The sequence below is a fragment of the Bacillus sp. ISL-39 genome (genome assembly GCF_018613295.1).
Classification (GTDB): domain Bacteria; phylum Bacillota; class Bacilli; order Bacillales; family Cytobacillaceae; genus Mesobacillus.
This window is the reverse complement of the sequence record NZ_JAGGQM010000002.1, coordinates 744,639-767,869: the sequence shown is the minus strand read 5'-3', so window position 1 is coordinate 767,869 and position 23,231 is coordinate 744,639. Positions and strand designations below refer to the sequence as shown.

Annotated in this window: 20 protein-coding genes; 17 read left to right on the top strand and 3 right to left on the bottom strand. The window is 42.7% G+C overall.

Features of this window, described 5'->3' with window-relative positions; all coding sequences use genetic code 11:
* Positions 1-680 precede the first annotated feature (680 nt).
* The 8 genes from J7E37_RS05605 (at position 681) to J7E37_RS05570 (ending at position 6,660) form a co-directional block, all read left to right on the top strand.
* Positions 681-1,043: a hypothetical protein gene (locus J7E37_RS05605; protein ID WP_214777641.1), complete on the top strand. Its 363-nt coding sequence runs from the start codon at positions 681-683 to the stop codon at positions 1,041-1,043.
* 186 nt (positions 1,044-1,229) lie between these two features.
* The gene (locus J7E37_RS05600; RefSeq protein WP_079508178.1) at positions 1,230-1,328 is read left to right on the top strand and encodes a YjcZ family sporulation protein; all 99 of its coding nucleotides are present in this window, start codon (positions 1,230-1,232) and stop codon (positions 1,326-1,328) included.
* A 36-nt stretch (positions 1,329-1,364) separates the two neighbouring features.
* Positions 1,365-1,496 carry a YjcZ family sporulation protein gene (locus tag J7E37_RS05595; protein ID WP_213366403.1) on the top strand — a complete coding sequence of 44 codons (132 nt, stop codon included), beginning with the start codon at positions 1,365-1,367 and terminating at the stop codon, positions 1,494-1,496.
* 276 nt (positions 1,497-1,772) lie between these two features.
* The gene (locus J7E37_RS05590) at positions 1,773-2,300 is read left to right on the top strand and encodes an RNA polymerase sigma factor (protein ID WP_215022864.1); all 528 of its coding nucleotides are present in this window, start codon (positions 1,773-1,775) and stop codon (positions 2,298-2,300) included.
* Positions 2,284-2,901, top strand: a complete 618-nt coding sequence (locus J7E37_RS05585; protein WP_215022861.1) for a hypothetical protein — start codon at positions 2,284-2,286, stop codon at positions 2,899-2,901. The genes J7E37_RS05590 and J7E37_RS05585 overlap by 17 nt, the downstream gene beginning before the upstream one ends.
* Before the next feature lie 308 nt (positions 2,902-3,209).
* Complete coding sequence (locus tag J7E37_RS05580) at positions 3,210-4,502, top strand: ABC transporter substrate-binding protein (RefSeq protein ID WP_215022860.1); 1,293 nt, start codon at positions 3,210-3,212, stop codon at positions 4,500-4,502.
* A gap of 299 nt (positions 4,503-4,801) precedes the next feature.
* Positions 4,802-5,794, top strand: a complete 993-nt coding sequence (locus J7E37_RS05575) for a carbohydrate ABC transporter permease (protein ID WP_215022858.1) — start codon at positions 4,802-4,804, stop codon at positions 5,792-5,794.
* Complete coding sequence (locus J7E37_RS05570; RefSeq protein ID WP_214777632.1) at positions 5,791-6,660, top strand: carbohydrate ABC transporter permease; 870 nt, start codon at positions 5,791-5,793, stop codon at positions 6,658-6,660. The genes J7E37_RS05575 and J7E37_RS05570 overlap by 4 nt, the downstream gene beginning before the upstream one ends.
* Before the next feature lie 49 nt (positions 6,661-6,709).
* Here J7E37_RS05570 and J7E37_RS05565 read toward each other — a convergent pair whose 3' ends face one another.
* Together J7E37_RS05565 and J7E37_RS05560 are read right to left on the bottom strand one after the other, a co-directional pair.
* Complete coding sequence (locus J7E37_RS05565; RefSeq protein ID WP_214777630.1) at positions 6,710-6,946, bottom strand: hypothetical protein; 237 nt, start codon at positions 6,944-6,946, stop codon at positions 6,710-6,712.
* Positions 6,947-7,135: 189 nt separating this feature from the next.
* Positions 7,136-7,588 (bottom strand): YkvA family protein, encoded by a 453-nt coding sequence (locus J7E37_RS05560; RefSeq protein ID WP_251009447.1) that lies wholly within the window; start codon positions 7,586-7,588, stop codon positions 7,136-7,138.
* 289 nt (positions 7,589-7,877) lie between these two features.
* Between J7E37_RS05560 and treP the strand changes: the two genes are divergently transcribed.
* The 5 genes from treP (at position 7,878) to J7E37_RS05535 (ending at position 13,393) form a co-directional block, all read left to right on the top strand.
* Positions 7,878-9,284: a PTS system trehalose-specific EIIBC component gene (treP, locus tag J7E37_RS05555; RefSeq protein ID WP_214777626.1), complete on the top strand. Its 1,407-nt coding sequence runs from the start codon at positions 7,878-7,880 to the stop codon at positions 9,282-9,284.
* Between the two features lie 43 nt (positions 9,285-9,327).
* Complete coding sequence (gene treC / locus J7E37_RS05550) at positions 9,328-11,013, top strand: alpha,alpha-phosphotrehalase (RefSeq protein WP_215022856.1); 1,686 nt, start codon at positions 9,328-9,330, stop codon at positions 11,011-11,013.
* Positions 11,014-11,218: 205 nt separating this feature from the next.
* Positions 11,219-11,629: a YugN family protein gene (locus J7E37_RS05545; RefSeq protein ID WP_214777617.1), complete on the top strand. Its 411-nt coding sequence runs from the start codon at positions 11,219-11,221 to the stop codon at positions 11,627-11,629.
* Between the two features lie 134 nt (positions 11,630-11,763).
* A complete protein-coding gene (locus J7E37_RS05540) occupies positions 11,764-12,945 on the top strand; it encodes an alanyl-tRNA editing protein (RefSeq protein ID WP_215022854.1) in 1,182 nt (393 codons plus the stop codon).
* Between the two features lie 235 nt (positions 12,946-13,180).
* Positions 13,181-13,393: a hypothetical protein gene (locus J7E37_RS05535; RefSeq protein WP_215022852.1), complete on the top strand. Its 213-nt coding sequence runs from the start codon at positions 13,181-13,183 to the stop codon at positions 13,391-13,393.
* A gap of 115 nt (positions 13,394-13,508) precedes the next feature.
* Here the strand turns inward: J7E37_RS05535 and J7E37_RS05530 are convergent, their stop codons facing one another.
* Complete coding sequence (locus J7E37_RS05530) at positions 13,509-14,378, bottom strand: metal-dependent hydrolase (protein WP_214777613.1); 870 nt, start codon at positions 14,376-14,378, stop codon at positions 13,509-13,511.
* A gap of 348 nt (positions 14,379-14,726) precedes the next feature.
* On the opposite strand from J7E37_RS05530, the gene J7E37_RS05525 reads away from it, so the two are divergent.
* The 4 genes from J7E37_RS05525 (at position 14,727) to J7E37_RS05510 (ending at position 23,210) form a co-directional block, all read left to right on the top strand.
* Positions 14,727-16,301, top strand: a complete 1,575-nt coding sequence (locus J7E37_RS05525; protein ID WP_285290292.1) for a peptide chain release factor 3 — start codon at positions 14,727-14,729, stop codon at positions 16,299-16,301.
* Positions 16,302-16,748: 447 nt separating this feature from the next.
* Complete coding sequence (locus J7E37_RS05520; protein ID WP_215022850.1) at positions 16,749-18,146, top strand: Na+/H+ antiporter NhaC family protein; 1,398 nt, start codon at positions 16,749-16,751, stop codon at positions 18,144-18,146.
* A 455-nt stretch (positions 18,147-18,601) separates the two neighbouring features.
* The gene (locus J7E37_RS05515; RefSeq protein WP_215022848.1) at positions 18,602-21,871 is read left to right on the top strand and encodes an efflux RND transporter permease subunit; all 3,270 of its coding nucleotides are present in this window, start codon (positions 18,602-18,604) and stop codon (positions 21,869-21,871) included.
* Positions 21,872-22,112: 241 nt separating this feature from the next.
* Positions 22,113-23,210: an SDR family oxidoreductase gene (locus J7E37_RS05510; RefSeq protein ID WP_215022846.1), complete on the top strand. Its 1,098-nt coding sequence runs from the start codon at positions 22,113-22,115 to the stop codon at positions 23,208-23,210.
* Positions 23,211-23,231: the final 21 nt, after the last annotated feature.

Genomic DNA, 23,231 nt, shown 5'->3' with positions numbered 1-23,231 from the left:
ACACCCTTGTGATTTTGTCTGAAGTGAAGGCAAGTTCGGACAAAGCTCCGGCTCACCCTTGTGATTTTGTCTGAAGAGAAGGCAAGTTCGGACAAAATATCGACTCATCCTCGTATTTTTGTCTGAAGTGAAGCCAAGTTCGGACAAAAAGCCGGCTAAGGCTTGTGGTTTTGTCTGAAGTGGAGGCAGGTTCGGACAAAACATCGACTCATCCTCGTATTTTTGTCTGAAGTGAAGGCAAGTTCGGACAAAGCTCCGGCTCACCCTTGTGATTTTGTCTGAAGAGAAGGCAAGTTCGGACAAAATATCGACTCAACCTCGTTTTTTTGTCTGAAGTGAAGCCAGGTTCGGACAAAAAGCCAGCTCAAGCTTGTGATTTTGTCCGAAGTCACGCCAGGTTCGGACAAAATATCGACTCAACCTCGTATTTTTGTCTGAAGTCACGCCGGAAAACATCGGCTCATCCTCGTGATTTTGTCATTCCCGGTTCGGCCAAAACTCCGGCTGCTCTTTTTAAATGAATACAAACTTTAATAAGTACGGTTTTGATGCTCCTCTTTAATAACAAATTGAAATCCTAATAACATCCTTTGGAATTTTTCCCATACCCTAATATAATCTTACGTTTAAACGAATTGTCTTTTAGAATAGAAGTTGGGGGCAAATTGGAGGCAATTAAAATGATCTATAAAAAATTAGCTGGAATCAGCATGTGGCAGTTGAACAGGACTTTAAAAAAACTCGCTTTCGCAAGAATGGAACTGGAAAAACAAATGCGGAAAGAATTGATTGTGGTCCTGCTTGAGCCGAAGAAAGAAAACGTTCTTGCAACTGCGGAAGAGAAAAAAGAAATCGAGGAAGCGGTTCAGCAACTAAGCGGCTTTGAGACCTTGAAACTATGTCTGCTCGAAGATTGTAAGCCGGTGTACAGAGAAAAAGTGAACAATAATGGTGTGTCAAGATGGCTGGAAATACCGGTCAAACCTTTGATTACATATGAATTTCTAAATGAAACCCAAGAAAACCATGTGAAAATAGGATAGGCACCAACTGCAAAGAAGAGGACCACTCAAGGTTCTCTTTTTTTTATGTTTGGGTGCCAGCGCTTGTCGGGGCTGACCAACATGCTTGCACTTTTCTAATTGGGCTAGTATTTTTTTCGCTGTTTAATTGCACAAATGTCCTGACCTGAATAGGATATAGGGACACAAAAAAAGGAGGTTGTTACGATGTCTGATGGATGTGGCTATGGCGGCGGTTTCGCCCTGCTTGTAGTATTGTTCATTCTTTTAATCATAATCGGAGCTTCTTGGGGTTTCGGTTACTAAACTTTGTATAAGTAAACTTCATCAGGAGGTTTTATCATGTACGGATACGGCGGATGCTGTGGATATGGCGGTTACGGTGTAGGAGGAGCTGGATACGGCAGCGGATTTGTTTTGATCGTTGTGCTGTTTATCCTCTTAATCATCGTCGGCTGCGCATGCTATCGCTAATGACACTATGGAAAGGGGCTGCTTCAGAAGGTCATTGCTTGTGACCTTTTGACAGCCTCTTTTCTTTTACATAATAGTAAAATCCCTGCCGCAAACTGTTATCACTCTAAATCGTCTTTTTCCTAATCTGATACAGAAAAACTCCTGGTTAGTCAATTAGGTCGATGAAAAGAGGAGGAATTTTTGGTATTTTTAAATAAATTAAAAATATTCCGAAAATAAGTGATTCTTTTTTTATGCTCGTTCGTCTAACTGTCTGTATAAGGGGGGAGAATTTTGAGCGATCACTACAGCATTCATTTCCAGAAGGTATACGAGGAATACAGTGACAAGGTTTATGGCTATCTCCTGTTATTGACCGGCAAGAAGGAAGTCGCAGAGGATCTGACCCAAGAAACTTTTTTAAGGGTGTACAAGCATATCCATCAATTCAACGGTGATTCACAAATTTTCACATGGCTCGTGAAAATTGCCCGGAATGTTGCTGTCGACCACTTAAGGAGAGGGAGAAGATTGCGCTTTTTTTCATTGGATAAGTACGCCATTCAATCCTGTGAGCCATCGCCTGTCGAAATCATTGTAAAAGGGGAGAAGACATCACTCCTTTACAAGGGAATCAAAGCTCTGAAGCTGAGCTACCAGGAGGTATTGATTTTAAGGAAAATCAAAGAATTTTCGATAAGGGAAACGGCATTGATTCTTGGCTGGAGCGAAAGCAAAGTGAAAATTACTACTTCCCGGGCAATGGCTGCCTTAAAAAAAGAGTTAAAGAGAAGAGGGGAAATAATTGAAGAAATCATTTGAACTAGAAGATAGCTTCAAGAACCTTAGCCACATTCCAAGGTCTGAAATTCAAAAGCGAAAAACTTACAATACAATCGTTCGGACCGGACGGCCGGAGGGGCCAGCTCATTACATAGCAAGAAACTGGACAGGCAGTCTCCTGACGTTTGTGATGATATTAGTTTGCGCAGCATACCTTCTGGCAGAAATCAAAACTCCTGCCCAGGAGGGAGCAGCCGCTCTCAATACATCAGAGATATTTGCGGCTAGCGAAATTGTCATTACGTATCTCACTAGATCCGATTCAAATGACCATTTCAATCTTCACGCCAACCTGACAAGAAAAGGAGTTTCGATCATTGACGAAGCAAGTTGGCTGGCAACCATGAATGAGACGATCAACGGCGGAAACACCGTGAAAGATGCCCCTGTGATGGAGGGTGGATATGATCTATTGTTAATTTATGATGGCAGGAAACCAGATAAATGTAAATTATGGATTAGTGAAGGAAATGTATATATACAAAGAATTAAAGAACAACGGGTATATAAAGTAGAGGCAAGTAAAGCAGTAAAGGTGATTTCAATGATTGAAGATATGGAAAAACAGATTCAATTTTGAATCTGTTTTTTTATGGTTAAGGAATTTATAAAAGTTATTGAGTTGTAGATAACTCTCTTAAGTTTTCTTAATCCAGCTCCAGCGCCTAGCCCCTCGAGTCGCTTCGGTCCTGCCAATGAAGTCAAAGAACGACTTCACTGTCAGGCCCTCCAGCGCTTGTCGGGGCTTAACGAGTCGCTTGCGCTTTCTTTATGTGTCTTTTCTACTGTTTTTAACAAAAGCTTACAGAAAATGTTTAGTTTGTCGAAAGGCGTGGTAAGAGTAGGGTTGTACTTATTAATCAACTTGAATATACAGGAGGAAGAGATATGAAGAGGGGTCTAGCAGGTATTATTGCAGTATTTATGCTAACTGGCTTGCTGGCTGGTTGCTCCGGGGAGCAAAAAGCGGATGCCGAAAAAACGAAGGACGGAAAAGTAATAGTCGATTTTTGGACGTTCTGGGGATCAGAAACACGCCGTCCGATTATAGAGAAAATCATTGATGATTATAACAATTCCCAGGATAAGGTGTTTGTTAAACATACTTTCTTGCCATGGGGCGATATTTGGACAAAAAATCTTGCCTCAGTCGCAGCTGGCAACCCTGCTGATGTCATCATCAACGACATCAACACAGTTGCCCAGCGTGCTGAAAACAAGCAGGTTGAGGACTTAAGCCAATATATAGATGATTCTTTCAAACAAAAATTCTATCCGCATTTATGGGATACGGTCGAGTATGACGGGAAGTCTTATGCTGTCCCATTCAATACAGACACACGTCTTCTTTTCTACAATAAGACTGCATTCAAGGAAGCAGGACTGGATCCTGAGAAGCCGCCTGCAACCTGGGCAGAGCTCGAGGAGTACGCAAAGAAATTAGACGTTAAAGATGGCGATCGCTATGAGCGAGTAGGATTCTATCCTTTATGGGGAAGTGTCGGAGCATCCAGCTGGATGACAAATGCAGATAGCGGCAAGGGTTTTATTGAAGATGGAGAGTTGACAATCAATACTCCGAAAAAAGTTGAAGCACTTAATTGGATTCTTGACTGGAAGAAACGCCTCGGAGAAAACACGGTACAGGCCTTCCAGGCAGAATTCGGAAGTGAACAGGCAAATCCATTCATTGCAGGAAAAGTTGCGATGTGGGTTGATGTAGGAACATTCTACACACAGTTAAGAGATTATGGGCAGGATGTCGAATTTGGCGTTGCCCCAATTCCTGCAAACGAGGAAGGTTCAGGTAACTGGGCAGAGGGCGGCGGATTTGTAGTTGAGATTCCGAAAGGCGCGAAACACCCAGAGGAAGCAATGGACTTCATTAAGTATCTGACAGATGTTGAAGCACAAAAGTATTGGTCGGTTAAAAACTATGACAATGTTGCTAACATTGAAGCTGCTGAGGCTGCTTTAAATGAACTTGAGGGACCTGACAAGATGGTCTATGAAGCTTCAGTTAAAAACTTGGAACATACAAAAATGTTCCCGGTACCAGTAGAGTATCCGGATTATCACAGCAGATTGAACCCGCATATCGACAATGCCCTATTAGGAAAAACTTCACCTGAAAAAGCATTGGAAGAAGCGGAAGAAGACATCGAAAAAATGAAGAAGTAATAAACACAAAAAGAGAAGGCGCATTCCGCCCTTCTCTTTTTGATAAATGTCTTTTTGGGATCAGGTTTTCATTCCCGTTCAGTAACCGCAATATTCGGGAACATTCTGTCGTAAGATTATTAGATATATTCGTAAAAAAACTGCCAGGTTTAGCTTTGGTTTGAGAAGGCAACAAAGTTTACCGGAAAAAGCCTGGATAAAAATTTTTAGGACACAGAGCAAAAATCGAAAATGGACAGCTGTTTTTTCGGTAAAGCCGCTAATTTCAAGTTAAACGCAACGAGGGGGGTTTAGGAACGATGAAGTCATCGGATAGTACATTAGTGCACACAGAAGCTGGGTCTAAAGTTATAAGGAAACGTCAAGCTGCTGAAGCAGCCAGAACCAAGGGACTCAGCAGAAAAGCAAAAGACAATCTGGCTGGTTATTTATTCATTTCACCATGGATCATTGGGTTTCTCGGTCTGACCTTAGGTCCCTTGCTATTCAGTCTGGCAGCAAGTTTCACAGATTACAATATTACTTCAAAAATGAATTTCATTGGTTTGGAAAACTATAAACGCATGTTTACGATGGACGATTTATTCCGCACTTCTCTTTTTAATACTCTTTATTATGTTATTTTCTCTGTTCCATTGACGACTGCGGGAGCTATTTTACTGGCTGTCCTGTTGAACCAGAAGATCAAGGGGATGAAGTTTTTCCGGACAATTTATTATTTGCCGGCCGTTTTATCCGGGGTCGCTGTATATTTTCTCTGGATGCAGCTTCTGAGTCCATCAACAGGGTTGGTGAACACGATGCTTGGCTGGTTCGGGATTGATGGTCCAGCCTGGCTGTTTGACCCTGAATGGACAAAGCCAGCATTGCTGTTAATGAAAATGTGGAGTGTAGGAGGGGGAATGCTTTTATACCTTGCAATCATGCAAGGGGTATCGCCTCAGATGTATGAAGCAGCTGATATTGAAGGTGCATCCCCTTGGCAAAAGTTTTACCATATAACCCTTCCGATGATCTCTCCAATTATTTTCTTTGATGTGATCACGAGTACAATTGGTGCATTCCAGATTTTCCAGGAAGCATATGTCATGACCGAAAACGGAAGTGGCGGACCTGGAAATTCGCTATTATTCTATAACCTGCATATGTGGAATAACGCCTTTGAAGTCTTTAACATGGGTTATGCTTCTGCAATGGCCTGGCTGCTTTTCATTATTGTCATGATTTTGACTGCGGTAAATATGAAGCTCGGTAAACGGTGGGTGCACTATGAAGGGGGTGACGGCAAATGAGTTCAATGACAGCACCAAAATTTTATGAAACTAAAAAGTTCAAAGATAGGGTAAGACTCTCATTCGTGACACTGCTGCTCCTTGCCGGAAGTACATTAATCTTAATGCCTTTATGGTGGATGATTTCAACTTCACTTAAATCACCTGCAGAGATTGCGCAGTATCCGCCGACGTTTTTCCCAAAGGAATTCAATTTCAATAATTATATCGAGGCTTGGCAGACTGCGCCTTTCACTCGGTGGGCTTTAAATACAATTTTCCTTGCAACTGTCGGCACAATCGGAAGTGTACTTGTCAATTCACTGGTTGCATATGGCTTTGCAAAAATCAGATTCAAGGGAAGAAATGCTCTGTTTGTCTTGGTACTCTCGACGATGCTTATCCCAGGGTTTGTGACAATGGTGCCGCAGTATATCCTCTTTTCGAAGCTTGGATGGATTGACACGTATCTGCCATTGCTTGTGCCAGCATTCCTAGGCAGCGCTTTTTTCATTTTCCTGCTGCGACAGTTCATGATGGGGATTCCGAATGAACTCATCGAGGCTGCCGTCCTTGATGGTGCAGGCCACCTCCAGATATGGTGGCATATCATGCTCCCATTAACAAAGCCCGCATTGATTACAGTAGCTATCTTTTCATTTAACGGTGCATGGAATGACCTGTTAGGCCCTTTGCTTTATATCAATGATGAAAGCAAGTACACGCTGCAGATTGGTCTGCAAACCTTCAAGGGTACTGTCCAGACGCAATGGCATTACTTGATGGCAATGTCCGTCACCGTTCTATTGCCGGTTGTTTTGTTATTCTTCTTTTTCCAAAAATACTTTATTGAAGGCTCAAATATCTCTTCAGGTACAAAAGGGTAGAGGACACACAAAAAAGGATGCCGAGGTCGGCATCCTTTTTTTGTTGTGATCAATTCATGACTGGGCAGGTTGTCAGCCACACGCCTGATACACAGGTTCTATAACCATTATGATAAACGTACTTAGTACACTGCCAGCATGTGTACCCATCTGGATTCACTTCGGTTTTACCCTGGTAATCCTCGACGGGACTGGCATTCCTATTTTGGTTTTGTGAAGAAGAGGCAATGACAGAACCTGAGAAAACAAGCAGCAATACAAAAGTCAACAGAAACAGTTTTTGCATAATTCATCCCCCTTATTTTTATAAAAATAACGCAACAATAAACTTTGTAAAAAATTTACTGTTAATTATAAAGTACGGAACGGCCTATGGATTTAGAATAGGACAAAGTGTTTAATCCCTAAAAGGCCACTTTTGACCTAGGAGGAGAACATGAATTTTCCCAACAAAAACAGCCCGGGAATTTCCGGGCTAAGTAAGGCCTTGCGTATTCTTTTCGAACGGGATTTCTTCAATAATGGTATTGCTGGCTGTATGATTTTCCTTCCAGATACGGAAACTTTCCAGGTCAACAGTAATCTGTTTTAAAACAAAACCGATTACCGCCGCGTCATCGACGATTCCCAGCCCAATTAGGAAGTCTGGAACTAAATCAATGGGAGACACGAAGTAAATGATTGAAGCGATAATGGTTACGATAGATCTTGTCGGGATTTTCCGGTACTCTCCCCGGCGCCATGCTCCAACTAAATCGAACAGCAGCTGCAGGTTGTCCCAAATCTCAGCAAGGGAACCTTTATGGTCATCAGCCTTTTTACCGGCATCCTTCAATAAAATATCCGTTTTCTCTGGCTTTTTTATATACTCTCTTGCCTTGGATTCAAACTTTTTATAACCTTCTTCGAGATTCTTTGTGCCTAACATTCCCAACACCCTTCCTGCAAAATTCCTTATCTCTTATTTTTACCCTTCTACTTCTTTTAACAAAACATCTCTGGTTACTGGTAAATTTTTGTCCTGAATGCTGCAATAAGGCAAATGGCTGTTTGAAATCAATGTTTTTGGGAATTTTAAAGGGTGAATAAAAACAGTTGACTAATCATGTATATACAAGTAAAATGAAAACGCAAACAACATGTATATACAAGTGTTTGGATTTATAAAAGTCTTTTTTTTAGAGTGAATGAAAACGGTAACAGGAGGAGAGTTAACTATGGATCGACAAGCTGTTGAACAAATTGTTGAAGCTGTCGGCGGCAAAGAAAACATTGCCGCTGCCACCCACTGTGTAACAAGGCTGCGTTTTGCCTTGAAGGATGAAGGTAAGGTAGATAAGGAAAAGCTGGAGAATAATGATCTTGTAAAAGGATCATTTTCAGCAAATGGCCAGTACCAGGTTGTAATTGGACAGGGTCTGGTTGATAAGGTGTATGCAGAAATGGTTGCGATTACTGGAATTGGTGAAGCTTCGAAAGAAGAAATAAAAGATGCCGCGGCACAAAACTTGAATCCTCTCCAAAGGGCAATCAAGACACTTGCTGATATTTTCATACCAATCCTGCCGGCAATTGTTACAGCTGGATTATTGATGGGGATTAATAATATCCTGACTGGAAAAGACATCTTCTTCGAAGGACAGGCATTTATTGATGTTTATACCGGCTGGGCCGATTTTGCCAGCATCATTAATCTAATTGCCAATACCGCCTTTGTGTTCCTTCCAGGTTTGATTGGCTGGAGTGCGGTAAATAAATTTGGCGGAAGCCCGCTATTTGGTATTGTTTTGGGACTCATGCTTGTACATCCTGATTTGCTGAACGCCTGGGGTTACGGGGCAGCAGAAGAAGTTCCTACATGGAATTTGTTTGGACTGACAGTCGAGAAAGTGGGCTATCAGGGCCAGGTACTGCCAGTATTGTTAGCATCTTATGTACTTGCGAAAATGGAAATCTTCTTACGCAAGCGTATCCCCGATGCGTTCCAGTTGTTAACTGTAGCTCCAATTGCCTTATTGGTAACAGGATTCCTATCGTTCATCCTGATCGGACCGATCACTTTTGCAATTGGGAACTTGATCACTGACGGGGTTGTCGGAATTTTTGAAGCAGCGCCAGTTATTGGCGGATTGATCTATGGTGGCCTTTATGCACCGCTCGTTATCACAGGTATGCACCATACCTTCCTGGCAGTGGATTTACAGTTGATAGGAACAATCGGCGGTACCTTCCTATGGCCGATGGTGGCACTTTCAAATATCGCGCAGGGATCAGCAGCTTTTGCAATGATGTTTGCTGATAAAAACAATGAAAAATTAAAGGGTCTTTCTATGACTTCCGCTATTTCAGCATGGCTGGGTATAACCGAGCCAGCAATGTTCGGTGTGAATCTTCGCTACAGATATCCATTTATAGCAGCGATCATCGGTTCAGCAATTGCCGGAATTGTTATTACACTCCGTGGAGTCATGGCACCATCAATTGGTGTTGGCGGCCTGCCGGCTTTCCTATCCATTTTCAATGAGTTTTGGGGAATATTCTTCATCGGGATGGGAATCGCGCTTGTCGTACCATTCGTACTGACTTTCATAATGGCTAAAACAAGAAAGAAAAAAGAAGCATAATCGCAACTAGAGAGTAAATCCTGTTGGAGGTGGATATTTTATCATGACTGAACCATGGTGGAAAAAGTCGGTTGTCTATCAAATCTATCCAAAGAGTTTTTATGACACAACCGGCAATGGAACAGGCGACCTGCCAGGGATTATCGCCAAGCTGGACTATTTGAAGGAACTTGGAGTGGACGTAATATGGCTGACGCCTGTTTATGATTCACCGCAGAGAGATAATGGGTACGATATTAGAAATTATTATCAGATATATGAAGAATACGGAACAATGGAAGACTTCGACCGTTTGCTTGAGGAAGCTCATTCACGCGGCATCAAGGTAATCATGGATTTAGTCGTGAACCACTCATCAACTGAGCATGAGTGGTTCCAGGATGCCCTTAAATCCAAGGATAGCCGTTACCGAAACTATTATATATGGAAAGACCCTAAGGAAGACGGAAGTGCTCCGACTAATTGGGAATCCAAATTTGGCGGGAATGCATGGGAATATGACGAGTCTACAGGACAATACTACCTTCATTTGTTCGATGTGACGCAGGCCGACTTGAACTGGGAAAATGAACAGCTCCGCAATGATGTATATGAAATGATGCATTATTGGTTCAAGAAAGGAATCGATGGCTTCAGGCTTGATGTTATAAACCTTATTTCAAAGGATCAGGATTTCCCTGATGATGATGGCTCGATACCGCCGGGTGATGGCCGGAAATTTTACACTGATGGCCCGAAAGTTCATGAGTATTTGCATGAAATGAACTCTGAGGTTCTTTCCAAATATGACAGCATGACGGTTGGGGAAATGTCTTCTACTACAATCGAAAATTGCATCAAATACTCGAACCCTGAGCGGAACGAATTAAGTATGACGTTTAACTTCCATCATTTGAAGGTTGACTATGAAAATGGTGACAAGTGGACCCTTGCAGATTTTGATTTTCTTGCCCTTAAACGGATTTTATCTTTGTGGCAGGCTGAGATGCATAAAGGCGGCGGATGGAATGCATTGTTCTGGTGTAACCATGACCAGCCAAGAGTCGTCTCGCGATATGGAAATGATGGTGAATACCACCTGGAATCAGCAAAGATGCTGGGTACTGCAGTCCATATGATGCAGGGAACGCCATATATATACCAAGGCGAAGAAATAGGCATGACCAATCCTTATTTTAAAAGAATTGAGGACTATCGAGATGTTGAATCCCTGAATATTTATAATATCAAATTGGAAGAAGGCATGGACGAGGAGGAAATCCTGAAGATTCTGCAGAGCAAGTCACGTGATAATTCCAGAACGCCTGTCCAGTGGAATGCAGAAAAGCATGCAGGTTTTACAAACGGGACTCCATGGATTGATGTTGCCAGGAATTTTCAGACCGTAAATGTTGAAAACGCGCTTGCTGATAAAAATTCAGTGTTCTATCATTATAAAAAACTGATCCAGCTGAGAAAACAATATGACATCATCACCTATGGCGATTACCAGCTCATCCATGAAGAAGATCCTGAAATATTTGCATATGTAAGGAACAGACAGGATGAAAAACTGCTTGTCGTCAATAATTTTTATGGAAAAGACACTGTGTTTGAATTGCCAGACTCCGTTGAAGCTGAGGGCTATCAAGCTAAAGTCCTGCTTTCCAATTATGAAGATTCATCTGCAGATATATCAGTAATCAATCTCCGTCCATACGAATCGATCGTATATCATTTAACGAAATAGTAAAAGTGGAGGCCTTATAAGGGTCTTCGCTTTTTTTTTTTATATTTTTACAAAAAGTAGTGGTGATTAACGATATAGTAGTGATTTAGTGATTATCATTAAAAATACCTATAATATTTTTACCAGTGTGCTGCTGAATGTTTGATGACCTTTTCGGGGTGGAAAAAGCTAATATACCAATCCATTACGAAATGAGGTTTGCAGTATGATCCCGATACAATCCAATATAGACGGCAAAAAGCTTACTGTGGGTGAACTGAAGCAAAAACTTGGCCCGCTTGGCTTCAATGTCAATGGTCAGTGGGAATATGACCATGCATATATTGATTACAAGATGAACGATGACCATGGTGATCGCCAGTACGTGCGCATTCCATTCAAGTCGACTGGAGGTCCATTGGATAATGATGGCACCTTCGTCCAGATCGGGACTCCATTCCTGCTTGATCATCAATTCCAGACAGATGTCGATGAGGAGGGGAACATTGGAGCACTGACCGGTTCTTTTGACCAATTTAAATCTCCCGCTGATAAGGATGCTCCATTCCCAAAAGGACTTGTAGAAGAAGGAAAGATATTGATCAACAAGGCAGAGCAGGCCTTAGGTACGATATAGTAATACAGCGACAGCTTCCGGAATAGGGAGCTGTTTTTATGTAGGTTTTGGTGATCAGAATACCGATAGGACTGCTTGCTGAAAAAAATGCTATACTGTTTAGCATATTTACGAATCGGAGCGTGAAGAAATCCATGGAAAATAAATTGTATTATCACGATGCCTACTTAAAAAAATTCTCTGCGGAACTGATTACGCAAAAGGAAGATGAAGCTGGGAGGAATTATGTAATCCTTTCACAGACAGCTTTTTATCCGACAGGAGGCGGACAGCCATCCGACTTAGGAATTCTTAACGGCATAGAAGTAGTGAATGTTGAGGAGGTTGGCGGTGAAATTCGCCATTACATAAAGGAAGAACTGAAGGATGGAAATCGTATTGAAGGGGCAATTGACTGGGACCGCCGATTTGACCATATGCAGCAGCACGCTGGGCAGCATATTCTTTCGGCTGCGTTTGAGGAGCTGTATGGATACAAAACGGTCAGCTTCCATCTTGGGAAAGATACACTGACAATCGACTTGGACATAGAAACTCTGGGTGCTGTTGAGGCTGAAAAGGTGGAGGAGCTCGCTAACCAGGTAATCATTGAAAACCGACCAATTCATACAAAATGGGTTGGTACAGAGGAATTGAAGGAATACAGGCTCAGGAAACAGCTATCTGTATCGAATAACGTCAGGCTCGTCATAATACCCGACTTTGACTACAATGGATGCGGCGGCACTCATCCAAAAAGCACTGCAGAAGTTGGCTCGCTGAAAATCCTTGGGTGGGAAAGGCAAAAGAAATTGGTCCGCGTCGAGTTTGTTTGCGGCCAAAGGGTACTGGACAAGCTCGGCCAAAAGCATGAAGTCATCAAGGAGCTCACAGCCCTGCTGAATGCACCAGAACAGGATATGGGTGCAGCAGTAAATAGACTTCTTGGCCAAAAGAAAGAGCTTGAGAAAGCCATTGATGAAATGAAGGACCGATTATTAAAATATGAAGCAGCCGATATGATCGGGGCAGGAAAAGAGTCCATCATCAGCCGCGTCTTCCAAAACAAGAACATTCAGGAACTTCAAAATCTAGCCAGGATGCTGGTTTCGGATGCAGAAGACAAGATTATCTTGCTTGCGTCTGAAAATGAGGAAAAGCTGCAATTCGTCTTTGCTAAAGGGAAGAATGCAGAAGGCAATTTAAAGGAATGGTCCAAACAAGCACTATCCATCATTGACGGCAAGGGTGGAGGAAACGAAACGATTGTACAGGGTGGAGGCAGATTAATTTCAGGTGAGGAATTCATTCGGAAGGTTACCGAATTTATCCAATAATTTGAATAAAAGATGGAATATATAGACATATTCAAGGGAAAAAGATTTAGTTCTAAAGTGGTGATTTCACCCGAAAAATCTATTTATTTATTGTTTTAATAGCTGAATTAGGAAAAACGCCGACTAATAACCTATTTTTTATAGTTCGATTGGTTATAAATGAAATTTTTACCATTTAAAAATAGGTTTAACTCCCTCATAATGGAATTCAACCAGAGAAATAGGGGGAATCAGAATGTTTGATGTTGAAAGAGGATCTGTAGAAGAGGCAATCATGATCCTGCAAAATCTCGGTCTTAAAGTGAATGAATACGAGAAGACGAATTCAGTGATTCCGGTAGAAAAATATAAAGAGTTATTGGAATTCACCATTGCTGTGGCGAGGAAAACGAATGAAGTTACTGTTACTATAGATGAAATGATGGATGATATATCAACGAAATTGTAAATGTATATAGAAAGAGCAGCCAGATAAACTACTGGCTGCTCTTTTTGCTGTATGGTCATAAACCAATTGTCCAGCGCTTGTCGGGGCTGAACGAGGCGCTTGCGCTTTTCTTTTTTTATTGGGTTTTTTCAATATATTCAAACAGGAAGGATTGTCCGTTTCGGTAAAAGCGTGGATCGTACACTCCTAATCTATCTCCATCGTCGACAATCACAACAAATGGGGACCATTCAGTAAGCGTCTTGGCCTCAGGTTTCTCAGCGAATAAAGCATTGAGATCAGCGTTTTCAGCAGAAGTAAGCTCATATTGAAGCTTTCTTTCTGTGAAAAGATTATCCTGATAAATATTAACTTCACCTTCATTTTTGGCGATTACCGTAAATGTCCATGGAATGAAGCCTGCTGAAAGAGCGATTTGATCATAATTGTCCTCATATTGATTGTAGAGTAACCAGCCTTGGACACTCTGGACAATGATATGCAGAGCAATGAACACCCATGCAAGTTTAAAATAGGATGGACTTTTTACCTTATTGAACTTTGACGCAATAAATGCTGTTCCGAGGATCAGCCAGAAGACGAAATCAATGATGGGGATTGTCCCAAATGTGATTCTAATATTGGAAAATGGCTCGAGATAGCCAGTTCCCCAGGCATTGAATAAATCACTCGTGTTATGGATGATGACCGCAAGCCAGCCAAGGAAAAATAGTTTTGCATCTTTTACTCTAAAGAGAAGGAATGATAGTAAAATAAATAGAGCAGCCCATAATGGCGTCAGGAAAATTGAATGGGTGATGCCTCGGTGCCACATCTGGTAAAGTCCTTCATTATCCCAGAGTTGTGAGATGACATCGATGTCCGGGATCTGGCTTGCGCCGACTGCGGTGAGTAAATAAGCACGCTTTTGAGATTTTTCCATATGTTTTTTATCAACGGCGCCGTATAAGGCTAAACCGAAAAGTGTATGCGTAATTGAATCCATGCTGCACCTCCTGAGGTTCATTATAATCCTTAAAGGAAAATTTTTAAAAGCTTAGATATGCATTGCAGGATTGCAAACTTACCGCCAGAAAGATAAGATTAAATAATAGGATTAAAAGTTTCACTTCGAGAATTGTCCAGCTCCAGCGCCTAGCCCCTCGAGACGTTTCGGTCCGCCCAATGAAGTCAAAGAGCGACTTCACTGGTCGGCCCTATAAGCACAGGACGTGCAAACCCGCCTGCCACACGATGTGGCGTTTTAGGCGGGCATCGCTTGTCGGGGCTGACCAAGGCGCTTGCGCTTTTCTATGAGGAATTTTGCCTTTAAAGAGAAAGGAAATATGTAATGATGAAAAAATTAAAAGATGAAGTACAATCGCGAAGAACATTTGCGATTATTTCCCACCCGGATGCCGGGAAAACGACCCTTACGGAAAAGTTGTTGCTGTTCGGGGGCGCAATCCGTGATGCTGGTACGGTAAAAGCGAAGAAGACAGGAAAATTTGCGACGAGTGACTGGATGGAAATCGAGAAGCAGCGTGGAATCTCCGTTACCTCAAGTGTTATGCAATTCGATTATGATGGCTTCAAGGTGAACATTCTTGACACACCAGGCCACCAGGATTTCTCTGAGGACACGTATAGAACGTTAACTGCGGTCGACAGTGCCGTGATGATCATAGACTCAGCAAAGGGTATCGAGGACCAGACTCTAAAGCTTTTCAAGGTTTGCCGCATGAGAGGGATTCCGATTTTCACATTCATCAACAAGCTAGACCGCCAGGGGAAAGCCCCACTGGAGCTTTTAGCAGAACTTGAAGAGGTGCTTGGAATTGAGTCATATCCGATGAACTGGCCGATCGGCATGGGCAAGGAGTTCCTTGGAATCTATGACCGTTTCAATAATCGGATTGAGCAGTTCCGTGTAGATGAGGACAAACGCTTTGTGCCATTGAACGAAGAAGGAGAAATCGACGGCGAGCATTCTTTGAAGGAATCGTCATTATACGACCAGACTTTAGAAGAAATCATGCTGTTGGATGAAGCGGGAAATGAATTTTCAAAAGAACGGATTACCGATGGTACATTGACACCTGTATTTTTTGGAAGCGCCTTGACGACTTTTGGTGTACAGACATTCCTTGATTCCTATCTGCAATTTGCCCCTGAACCACAGCCGAGGAATTCGACAGCAGGAGAAATTGATCCGCAATCAGAGGAGTTTTCTGGTTTTATCTTTAAAATCCAGGCAAACATGAACCCGGCTCACCGTGACCGAATTGCCTTCCTCCGCATCTGCTCAGGCAAATTTGAGAGAGGCATGACCGTTCAGCTTAGCCGTACAGGAAAAGCGATGAAACTTGCTCAATCAACTCAGTTCATGGCTGATGATCGGAGTACAGTAGAAGAAGCTGTAGCAGGTGACATCATCGGGCTTTACGACCCGGGCACATACCAGATTGGCGATACAATTGTTTCTGGCAAGGAAGGCTACCTGTATGAAAAGCTTCCACAATTCACCCCTGAACTTTTCGTCAGGGTATCTGCAAAGAACGTAATGAAACAGAAGCACTTCCATAAAGGAATCCAGCAGCTTGTCCAGGAGGGAGCCATCCAGCTATTCAAGACATTGAAGACGGAAGAATATCTTCTTGGGGCTGTCGGTCAGCTCCAATTCGAAGTTTTCGAGGCAAGGATGCGCAATGAATATAATGTAGAGGTCCTGATGGAAAGACAGGGTTCCAAGATTGCCCGCTGGATCGAAGGCGACGATGTAAACGAAAACCTGTCCAGTTCCAGAAGTCTGCTTGTCACTGACCGTTATGGCAAAAAAGTATTCTTATTCGAGAATGAATTTGCCTTAAGATGGTTCCAGGACAAGAATCCAGAAGTAAAACTTTATAATCCGATGGATGCATCATAATAAGTTGAGCCGGCATTGATGAATGCCGGCTCTTTTATAGGGACCTGGTTTTCCGAAAGATTTTCATCAGATGATACTTAAGGTGCTTTTAGAAAGCCAAGACATAACAATTTCAATTTAAAAAGTATTTTCTCTTGACATTTTTCAGCACAGATACTATATTAATATTATTCTATAACGCTTTTATGCATAAAAGCGTTTAAGTGTAAAAGTTGAATAATAGGTGCCGGCAGAAACTAGTAGAATCCCCATGAGCAGCAAAAAGAAACTGGATGGTTGCTGAAAATTCAGGCAATGGATGATTTGAAATACAACTGTCACAGGAAGGCACTGTTAATGAAGTGGGCAGATATTAATATTTGCCAATTAGGGTGGTACCGCGGAGCTCCTTCGTCCCTAGACGCACAGGAGCTTTTTTGTATTTTACTACTAATTGGGGGAATCATCATGTTAAACCAAAGTCAATCAATCACGTTGAAAACTTCTGAAGCTGCAGCAGTTATATTATTGCTTTTGACGGGAATCGGTTATGGCATGATAAAACTTGAACTAATGCCACACATTCCGGTCCTCATCGGGATCGGGTCATTGATCATTTATGGGTTGTTGAAAAAAATCAAGATGGCTGATCTTGAACAAAGTATGGTTGAAGGTGCCAAGGCAGGCCTTGGTGCGGTACTGATTTTTTTCTTTATTGGAATGCTGGTCAGCAGCTGGATTGCTGCCGGGACCATTCCTACCCTGATTTTTTTCGCGTTTGATTTAGTAACTGGAAAGTGGTTTTATGCGATAGTCTTTATTGTTACATCTGTTGTTGGATTAAGCATAGGCAGTTCACTGACAACCTCCGCTGTAATCGGTGTTGCGTTCATCGCGGTCAGTGAAACGCTTGGATTCTCATTGGCAATCACGGCCGGGGCGGTAGTTTCAGGCGCGTTCCTTGGCGATAAAATGTCACCGCTCTCTGATACAACAGTCCTGGCGTCTTCTACTGTAAAAGTAGACCTATTTGAGCATATTAAAAATATGTCCTGGACAACGGTACCTGCATTCTTTATTTCACTTGTTATGTTTGCCGTCTTGTCGCCCGAACTGAGTTCTGCCGACTTTACAAAACTTGGGAGCTTGCAGCACACTCTTAAGGGGATGAATCTAGTACACTGGTACTCCCTTATTCCTCTGGCGATCATTGCGACACTTGCAGTGAAAAAAGTATCTTCCATTTTGACACTAGGAGCAGGAACGCTGTCAGCGATGATAATTAGCATGATGGTTGTCCCGCAAAAGGAATGGGGAACACTCCCGGGAATTTTATATTCCGGCTATGTATCTGAGAGCGGAAACAAGCAGCTGGATTCCTTACTGACTCGCGGAGGCCTTGAAAGTATGTTCTTTTCAGTATCGCTTGTCCTTCTTGCTTTAAGCATGGGCGGATTGCTGTTCAAGCTTGGTGTTCTTCCTGCTCTATTGCGAGGGCTTGAGGGCAGTCTGGAAAAGGTACCTGTCCTTGTAGGATCAACAGCTTTATCTGCAATCGGGATCAACTTTTTGATTGGTGAGCAATATCTATCGATCCTTATAACAGGCAATACTTTTGCAGGCCATTTTGAAAAAGCCGGCTTGCATCCAAAAAATCTTTCGCGTGTCCTTGAAGATGCCGGGACAGTACTCAATCCACTTGTTCCCTGGAGTGTGTGCGGCGTTTTCCTTAGCAGCGTCCTTGGAGTCAGCACGATGGATTATGTGCCATTTGCGTTCTTTTGTCTGCTGTCACCGGTATTGACACTGGCAGCAGGATTTACTGGAATAACCTTATCAAAATCAAGGAAAAATGCGGTGGCATAGGCTGCCGCTTTTTTTATTTATTTACTAATACTTACTATGTGCTCGAAACTCGGGTGAACGGAAGATTTGGGGAACATAAAACTCAAATATGTGCCCGAAACTCGGGTGAACGTAAGATTTGGGAAGATAAAACTCAAATATGTGACCGAAACCTGGATAAACGGAGGAAACGGGTCACATAGACGTCGATTATGTGCCCGTAGTCTAAAAAAACTCTTAGTTCGGGCGCAGTATCCCGTGACTAATACGAATGGAAGTTGAAACGCCTAAAAGTTTCAATTATCATTTGTTTCATATAAAATGAAAGGTATGCTTACGGGATGCAAGGGTTAAAAAATGTCCTTTTAAATTGCAGCAGGATAGTTGAATTATCCTGTGTGCTTCACTATATTTAGGTTGGTAGAATAATAACCGTCCGGTCAGTCACCGTGTTTTTCGGCGAAAGGAGTTTTCTTATGAAAATCAGCAATTTTTCGATCAGAAGGCCTGTTTTTACATTAGTGACCATGTTCCTGGTCCTGATCCTAGGGGTTGTTTCATTGATGAGGATTCCTTTGAAACTGATTCCAGATATAAATCCTCCTGTTGGGGTAGTTGTCACCAATTACCAGGGAGCAAGTCCAGAGGAAGTCGTTGAAAAGGTGACGAAGCCACTTGAAGCGAATTTGGCTACGCTGCCGGGAATCAAGACAATGACGTCGACGTCACAAGAGGGCGCCAACCTGATCCTGATGCAGTTTTCCTGGACAACCAATATTGATGATATCCAGGATGAGGTGATCCAAAGGCTGGACATGACCCCTATCCCTGACGACGCCAATAAACCGAGATTCATGAAGTTCGATCCGTCTCAATTTCCAGTCATCCAGCTATCTTTAAGCTCTGACCAGGATGAAACTGCGCTGAGGGAGCTGGCGGAAGAGCTAGAACTGGAGCTAACCAAGGTAGACGGAGTCGCAAGCGTCAATTTATCCGGTACCTCAGTACGTGAAGTAAGGGTGGAGCTCGACCAGGATAAACTTAGAAACTATAAACTAAGCCAGTCTGATATTGTGGACCTGATCAGGGCTAACGATGTATCAATGCCTGGTGATACGATTTTGACAGACGGCAAAGAACTGACGACAAGAATCATCAGTAACCTGGATTCTTTAGATACATTAAAGAACCTGACAGTATTTAATAATCCCGTAACAAAGCAAAAGATCAAATTGGAGGATGTCGGAAAAGTTGAACTGAAGAAACAGGATGATAATACAATCACAAGGACGAACCAGTCTCCATCCGTCCTGCTGAGTGTCCTGCAGCAATCCGATGCCAATACTGCAGAAGTTTCTGAAGCTTTTCTAAAAGAGTTGGAGACCTTGCTTGAAAGGGATAAATACTCCGGGATAGAGTCGGAGGTACTCTTTGACCAGGGTGATTATATTAAAATGGCGATCGGCAATATTTCCAATTCCCTGATAGTCGGGGGATTGCTTGCGATGGCTGTCCTGTTTTTCTTCCTTAGAAATGTGAAGAGTCCGCTTATCATCGGCATTGCTATTCCGTATTCCGTTATCTTCACCTTCGTATTGATGTTCTTTGCAGATTTTACTTTGAATATCATGACGCTTGGAGGGCTTGCACTTGGAATAGGGATGCTCGTTGATAATGCCATCGTCGTCATCGAGAATATATACCGCCATCTTTCAATGGGCAAGGGTCCTAAAACAGCGGCAAGGGATGGAGCTAAGGAAGTAGGAGCTGCCATTACTGCATCAACTTTGACGACTGTAGCAGTATTTTTGCCAGTTGTATTCATTTCAGGCATCATCGGAGAACTGTTCACTGAGTTCGCATTGACGATTTCATTCAGCTTGTTTGCATCGTTGGTGGTTGCGTTGACTGTTGTGCCAATGCTGGCAAGCAGGCTGTTGAAGGCTCCCAAGAAAAATCTTGAAGCGAGAAGACAGCGTTCAGGCTCAATGAGAGGGTTGGAAAAGTCGATCAGATGGGCGCTTCGCCATCGATTCATCGTCATTTTGGTAACTTTACTGATGCTTGCCGGAGGCGGTTATGGGGTGACAACTGTTGGTACCCAGTTTATTCCTCCTACGGATGAAGGGTTCTTCAGCATAAGGGTGAATCTTGAAAATGGAGCGGCTCTTTCCGAAACTCAAAAAGTCATGGCTGCACTTGAAGATAAATTGAAGGATGAAGAAGATGTCGATGTATATGTGAGTTTGGCAGGCACGACTCAAGAGGCTTCATTCAGAGGTACTACTAATGCAAATGTCGGTGAGCTGTATGTAAAGATGGATGAGCTTGAAGATCGGGAAATCAGTACCTTCCAGTTTGTCGATGATGTTAAAAAAGGGCTGGAACAGGCTGCGGAGAATGCAAACAGCAGTGCTGAACTGAGTTTTAATATGCAGTCCACTTCCGGGTCCGCTCCAAATACCCTGACCTTCAATGTTCGCGATTCCAGTAAAGAACGACTGAATGAGTCAGTCGAACGAATTTATGATTCCTTGAGAGAACTTGATGATGTCAATGAGCTCACTACAAGCCAGAATGACACAGTCGAGGAAATCCAGATTACTGTGGATAGGGAAAAGGCACTGGCACAGGGACTCGCACCAGCGCAAATTGCCATGATTGTCAATAACGTAACCCGGGGGGATATGGCGACACAAATGCCTGGAGAAGATGGTGAAATTCTTGGTGTGTATGTAGAGTATGATAGTGAAGTAACCAGGAATATCGATCAGCTGAAACAGTTGTTGATCAAGAAGCCAGATGGTAACTATGTCACTCTCGGCCAGGTTGCAAATATTGAAACTGGCAGCGGTCCTGTAAAAGTTCAGCGGATCAATCAACAGGGTGCAGTTGAATTCACGATGAAATACAAATCCTCAACGAATCTTGGTGATATATCCAAGAAGGTGGACGAGAAGATAGACGAGCTTGATTTACCAGAAGAAACAGAAGTCGTATTCAGCGGGGACAGAGAACTGCTCGAATCATCAATAGATGATCTTGTACTGGCTTTCGTTCTGGCTATAATCCTGATCTATCTCGTTATGGCTGCCCAGTTCGAGTCATTGAAGTATCCATTTGTCATCATGTTCACGGTTCCGCTGATGGTCATTGGTGTCGCACTGGCGCTGACGGCAACGAGAACACCAGTGAGCTTGACGGTGGTTATCGGAATCATTGTGCTTGCAGGTATCGTGGTTAATAATGCAATTGTAATCGTCGACTATATCAATCAGAAGAAAGAACGTGGTTTGATACCGCACGAAGCCATTGTCCTGTCGGTAAAAGATAGGGCACGTCCTATCCTGATGACGGCGCTGACGACGATTCTTGGGCTTCTCCCGCTTGCGCTCGGCGTCGGAGAAGGGACTGAAATCAATCAGCCAATGGGAATCACCGTCATTGGCGGCTTGATCAGCAGTACCTTCCTAACCCTGTTTGTCATTCCGGTAGTCTATAGTTTCTTTGACAAGGATTATCGGAGAAGAAATAAAATGTATGCTACCCCGGATGGGCACCTCGTCCCTGCCTATCTGCTGAAAGAACATACTGAATCAGATTATGAATCGGGAACGGAAGAGAGGCCGGCCACCTTCCAAAGGGGAAAATACACTAAAGAAGAAATGGCCGGTATGTTAGAAGAGCTCCTTCAACTCGTTAAAGAAGAAGAAGATTCAAATCAAGATTATAGAAGAAGAAGATAATCAAAGATGCCTGGCAGCTATTAGTCAGGCATCTTTTTATTGTACAAAAAACTAAAAATAATTTGGTTGTGGATCACCATATCTATTTCACATGAGGGAGAGAACTCTACGATAAACTGGGGAGCTTCCTAGATAGGCTGACCCCGTTAACCGTCGTATTTTTCAGAATAGTCAGCAAAGTCATTGCGGATGCCAGTGCTTATCGTTAAAATATAGCTAATGAACGTTGAGGAGGATACTCATGAAGTACGGTTACTTTTTTACAGGATTTCCTGGATTCATCAGTAATCAATTGATTCGAGAAATTTTGCGTCAAAATGATGGCAAAGGAAAATTTTATGTTTTAGTACTGCCAAATATGGTTGATAAGGCATTGATTGAGAGAACGGCAATTATTCGGGATTTTAGCCTGTCTGAAAGTCAGTTTGAGATTATCGAAGGGGACATCACGGCTTCTGGCCTGGCTATTGACCCAGACAAACAAGCTCAACTCGAGTTAGAAGTAACACATGTGTTCCACCTGGCAGCAATTTACGATCTCGCGGTCCCGAAGGAAATTGCCTATCGTGTGAATGTAGATGGAACAAGGAACGTAAATGATTGGGCGAAGACATTGAAAAATATCAAGCGATATACGTACTTCAGCACCGCTTTTGTTGCTGGCAAACGGGAAGGTATACTCTACGAGGATGAATTAATTAGGCCACCTGGTTTCAAAAACTATTATGAAGAGACAAAATATGAAGCAGAAGTGCTTGTAGATGCATTGAAATCTGAAATTCCGGTCACGATCATCCGGCCAGGGATTGTTAAGGGCCATTCAACAACAGGTGAGACCATCAAGTTTGATGGGCCGTATTTTATCATGAATTTTATCGATCGCCTTAGCTTCATGCCATTCTTGCCAAAGCTCGGCAGAGGCGATACTGTTGTCAATCTTGTACCCGTGGATTATATTATTGAGGCGACAACCTATTTGACATTTTCCGATAAAGGAGCAGGGAAAACCTATCATCTTACAGACCCTAAACCATATAAGGTCTCTGAGCTTTATGAAATGATGATGTTCGAATTATTGAAGAAGCAGCCAAAAGGTTCTGTACCATTGGCACTGGCAAAGGGAGGTCTCAACTTCCGGGTGCTCAGGAGGTATCTGGGAGTCGAAAAAGAAGCGCTTGACTATTTTACATGGAGGGGCAATTTCGACTCAACCCAGGCACAGGACGACCTGAAGGATTCCGGAATCAAATGCCCGGACTTCAAGGAAGGGATTGCCGCAATGGCGAACTTTTATCGAGAAAACAAACATAACCCTCAATATCAAATCAACATAGTGTAAAAACTCTATTTTTTTTGGCAG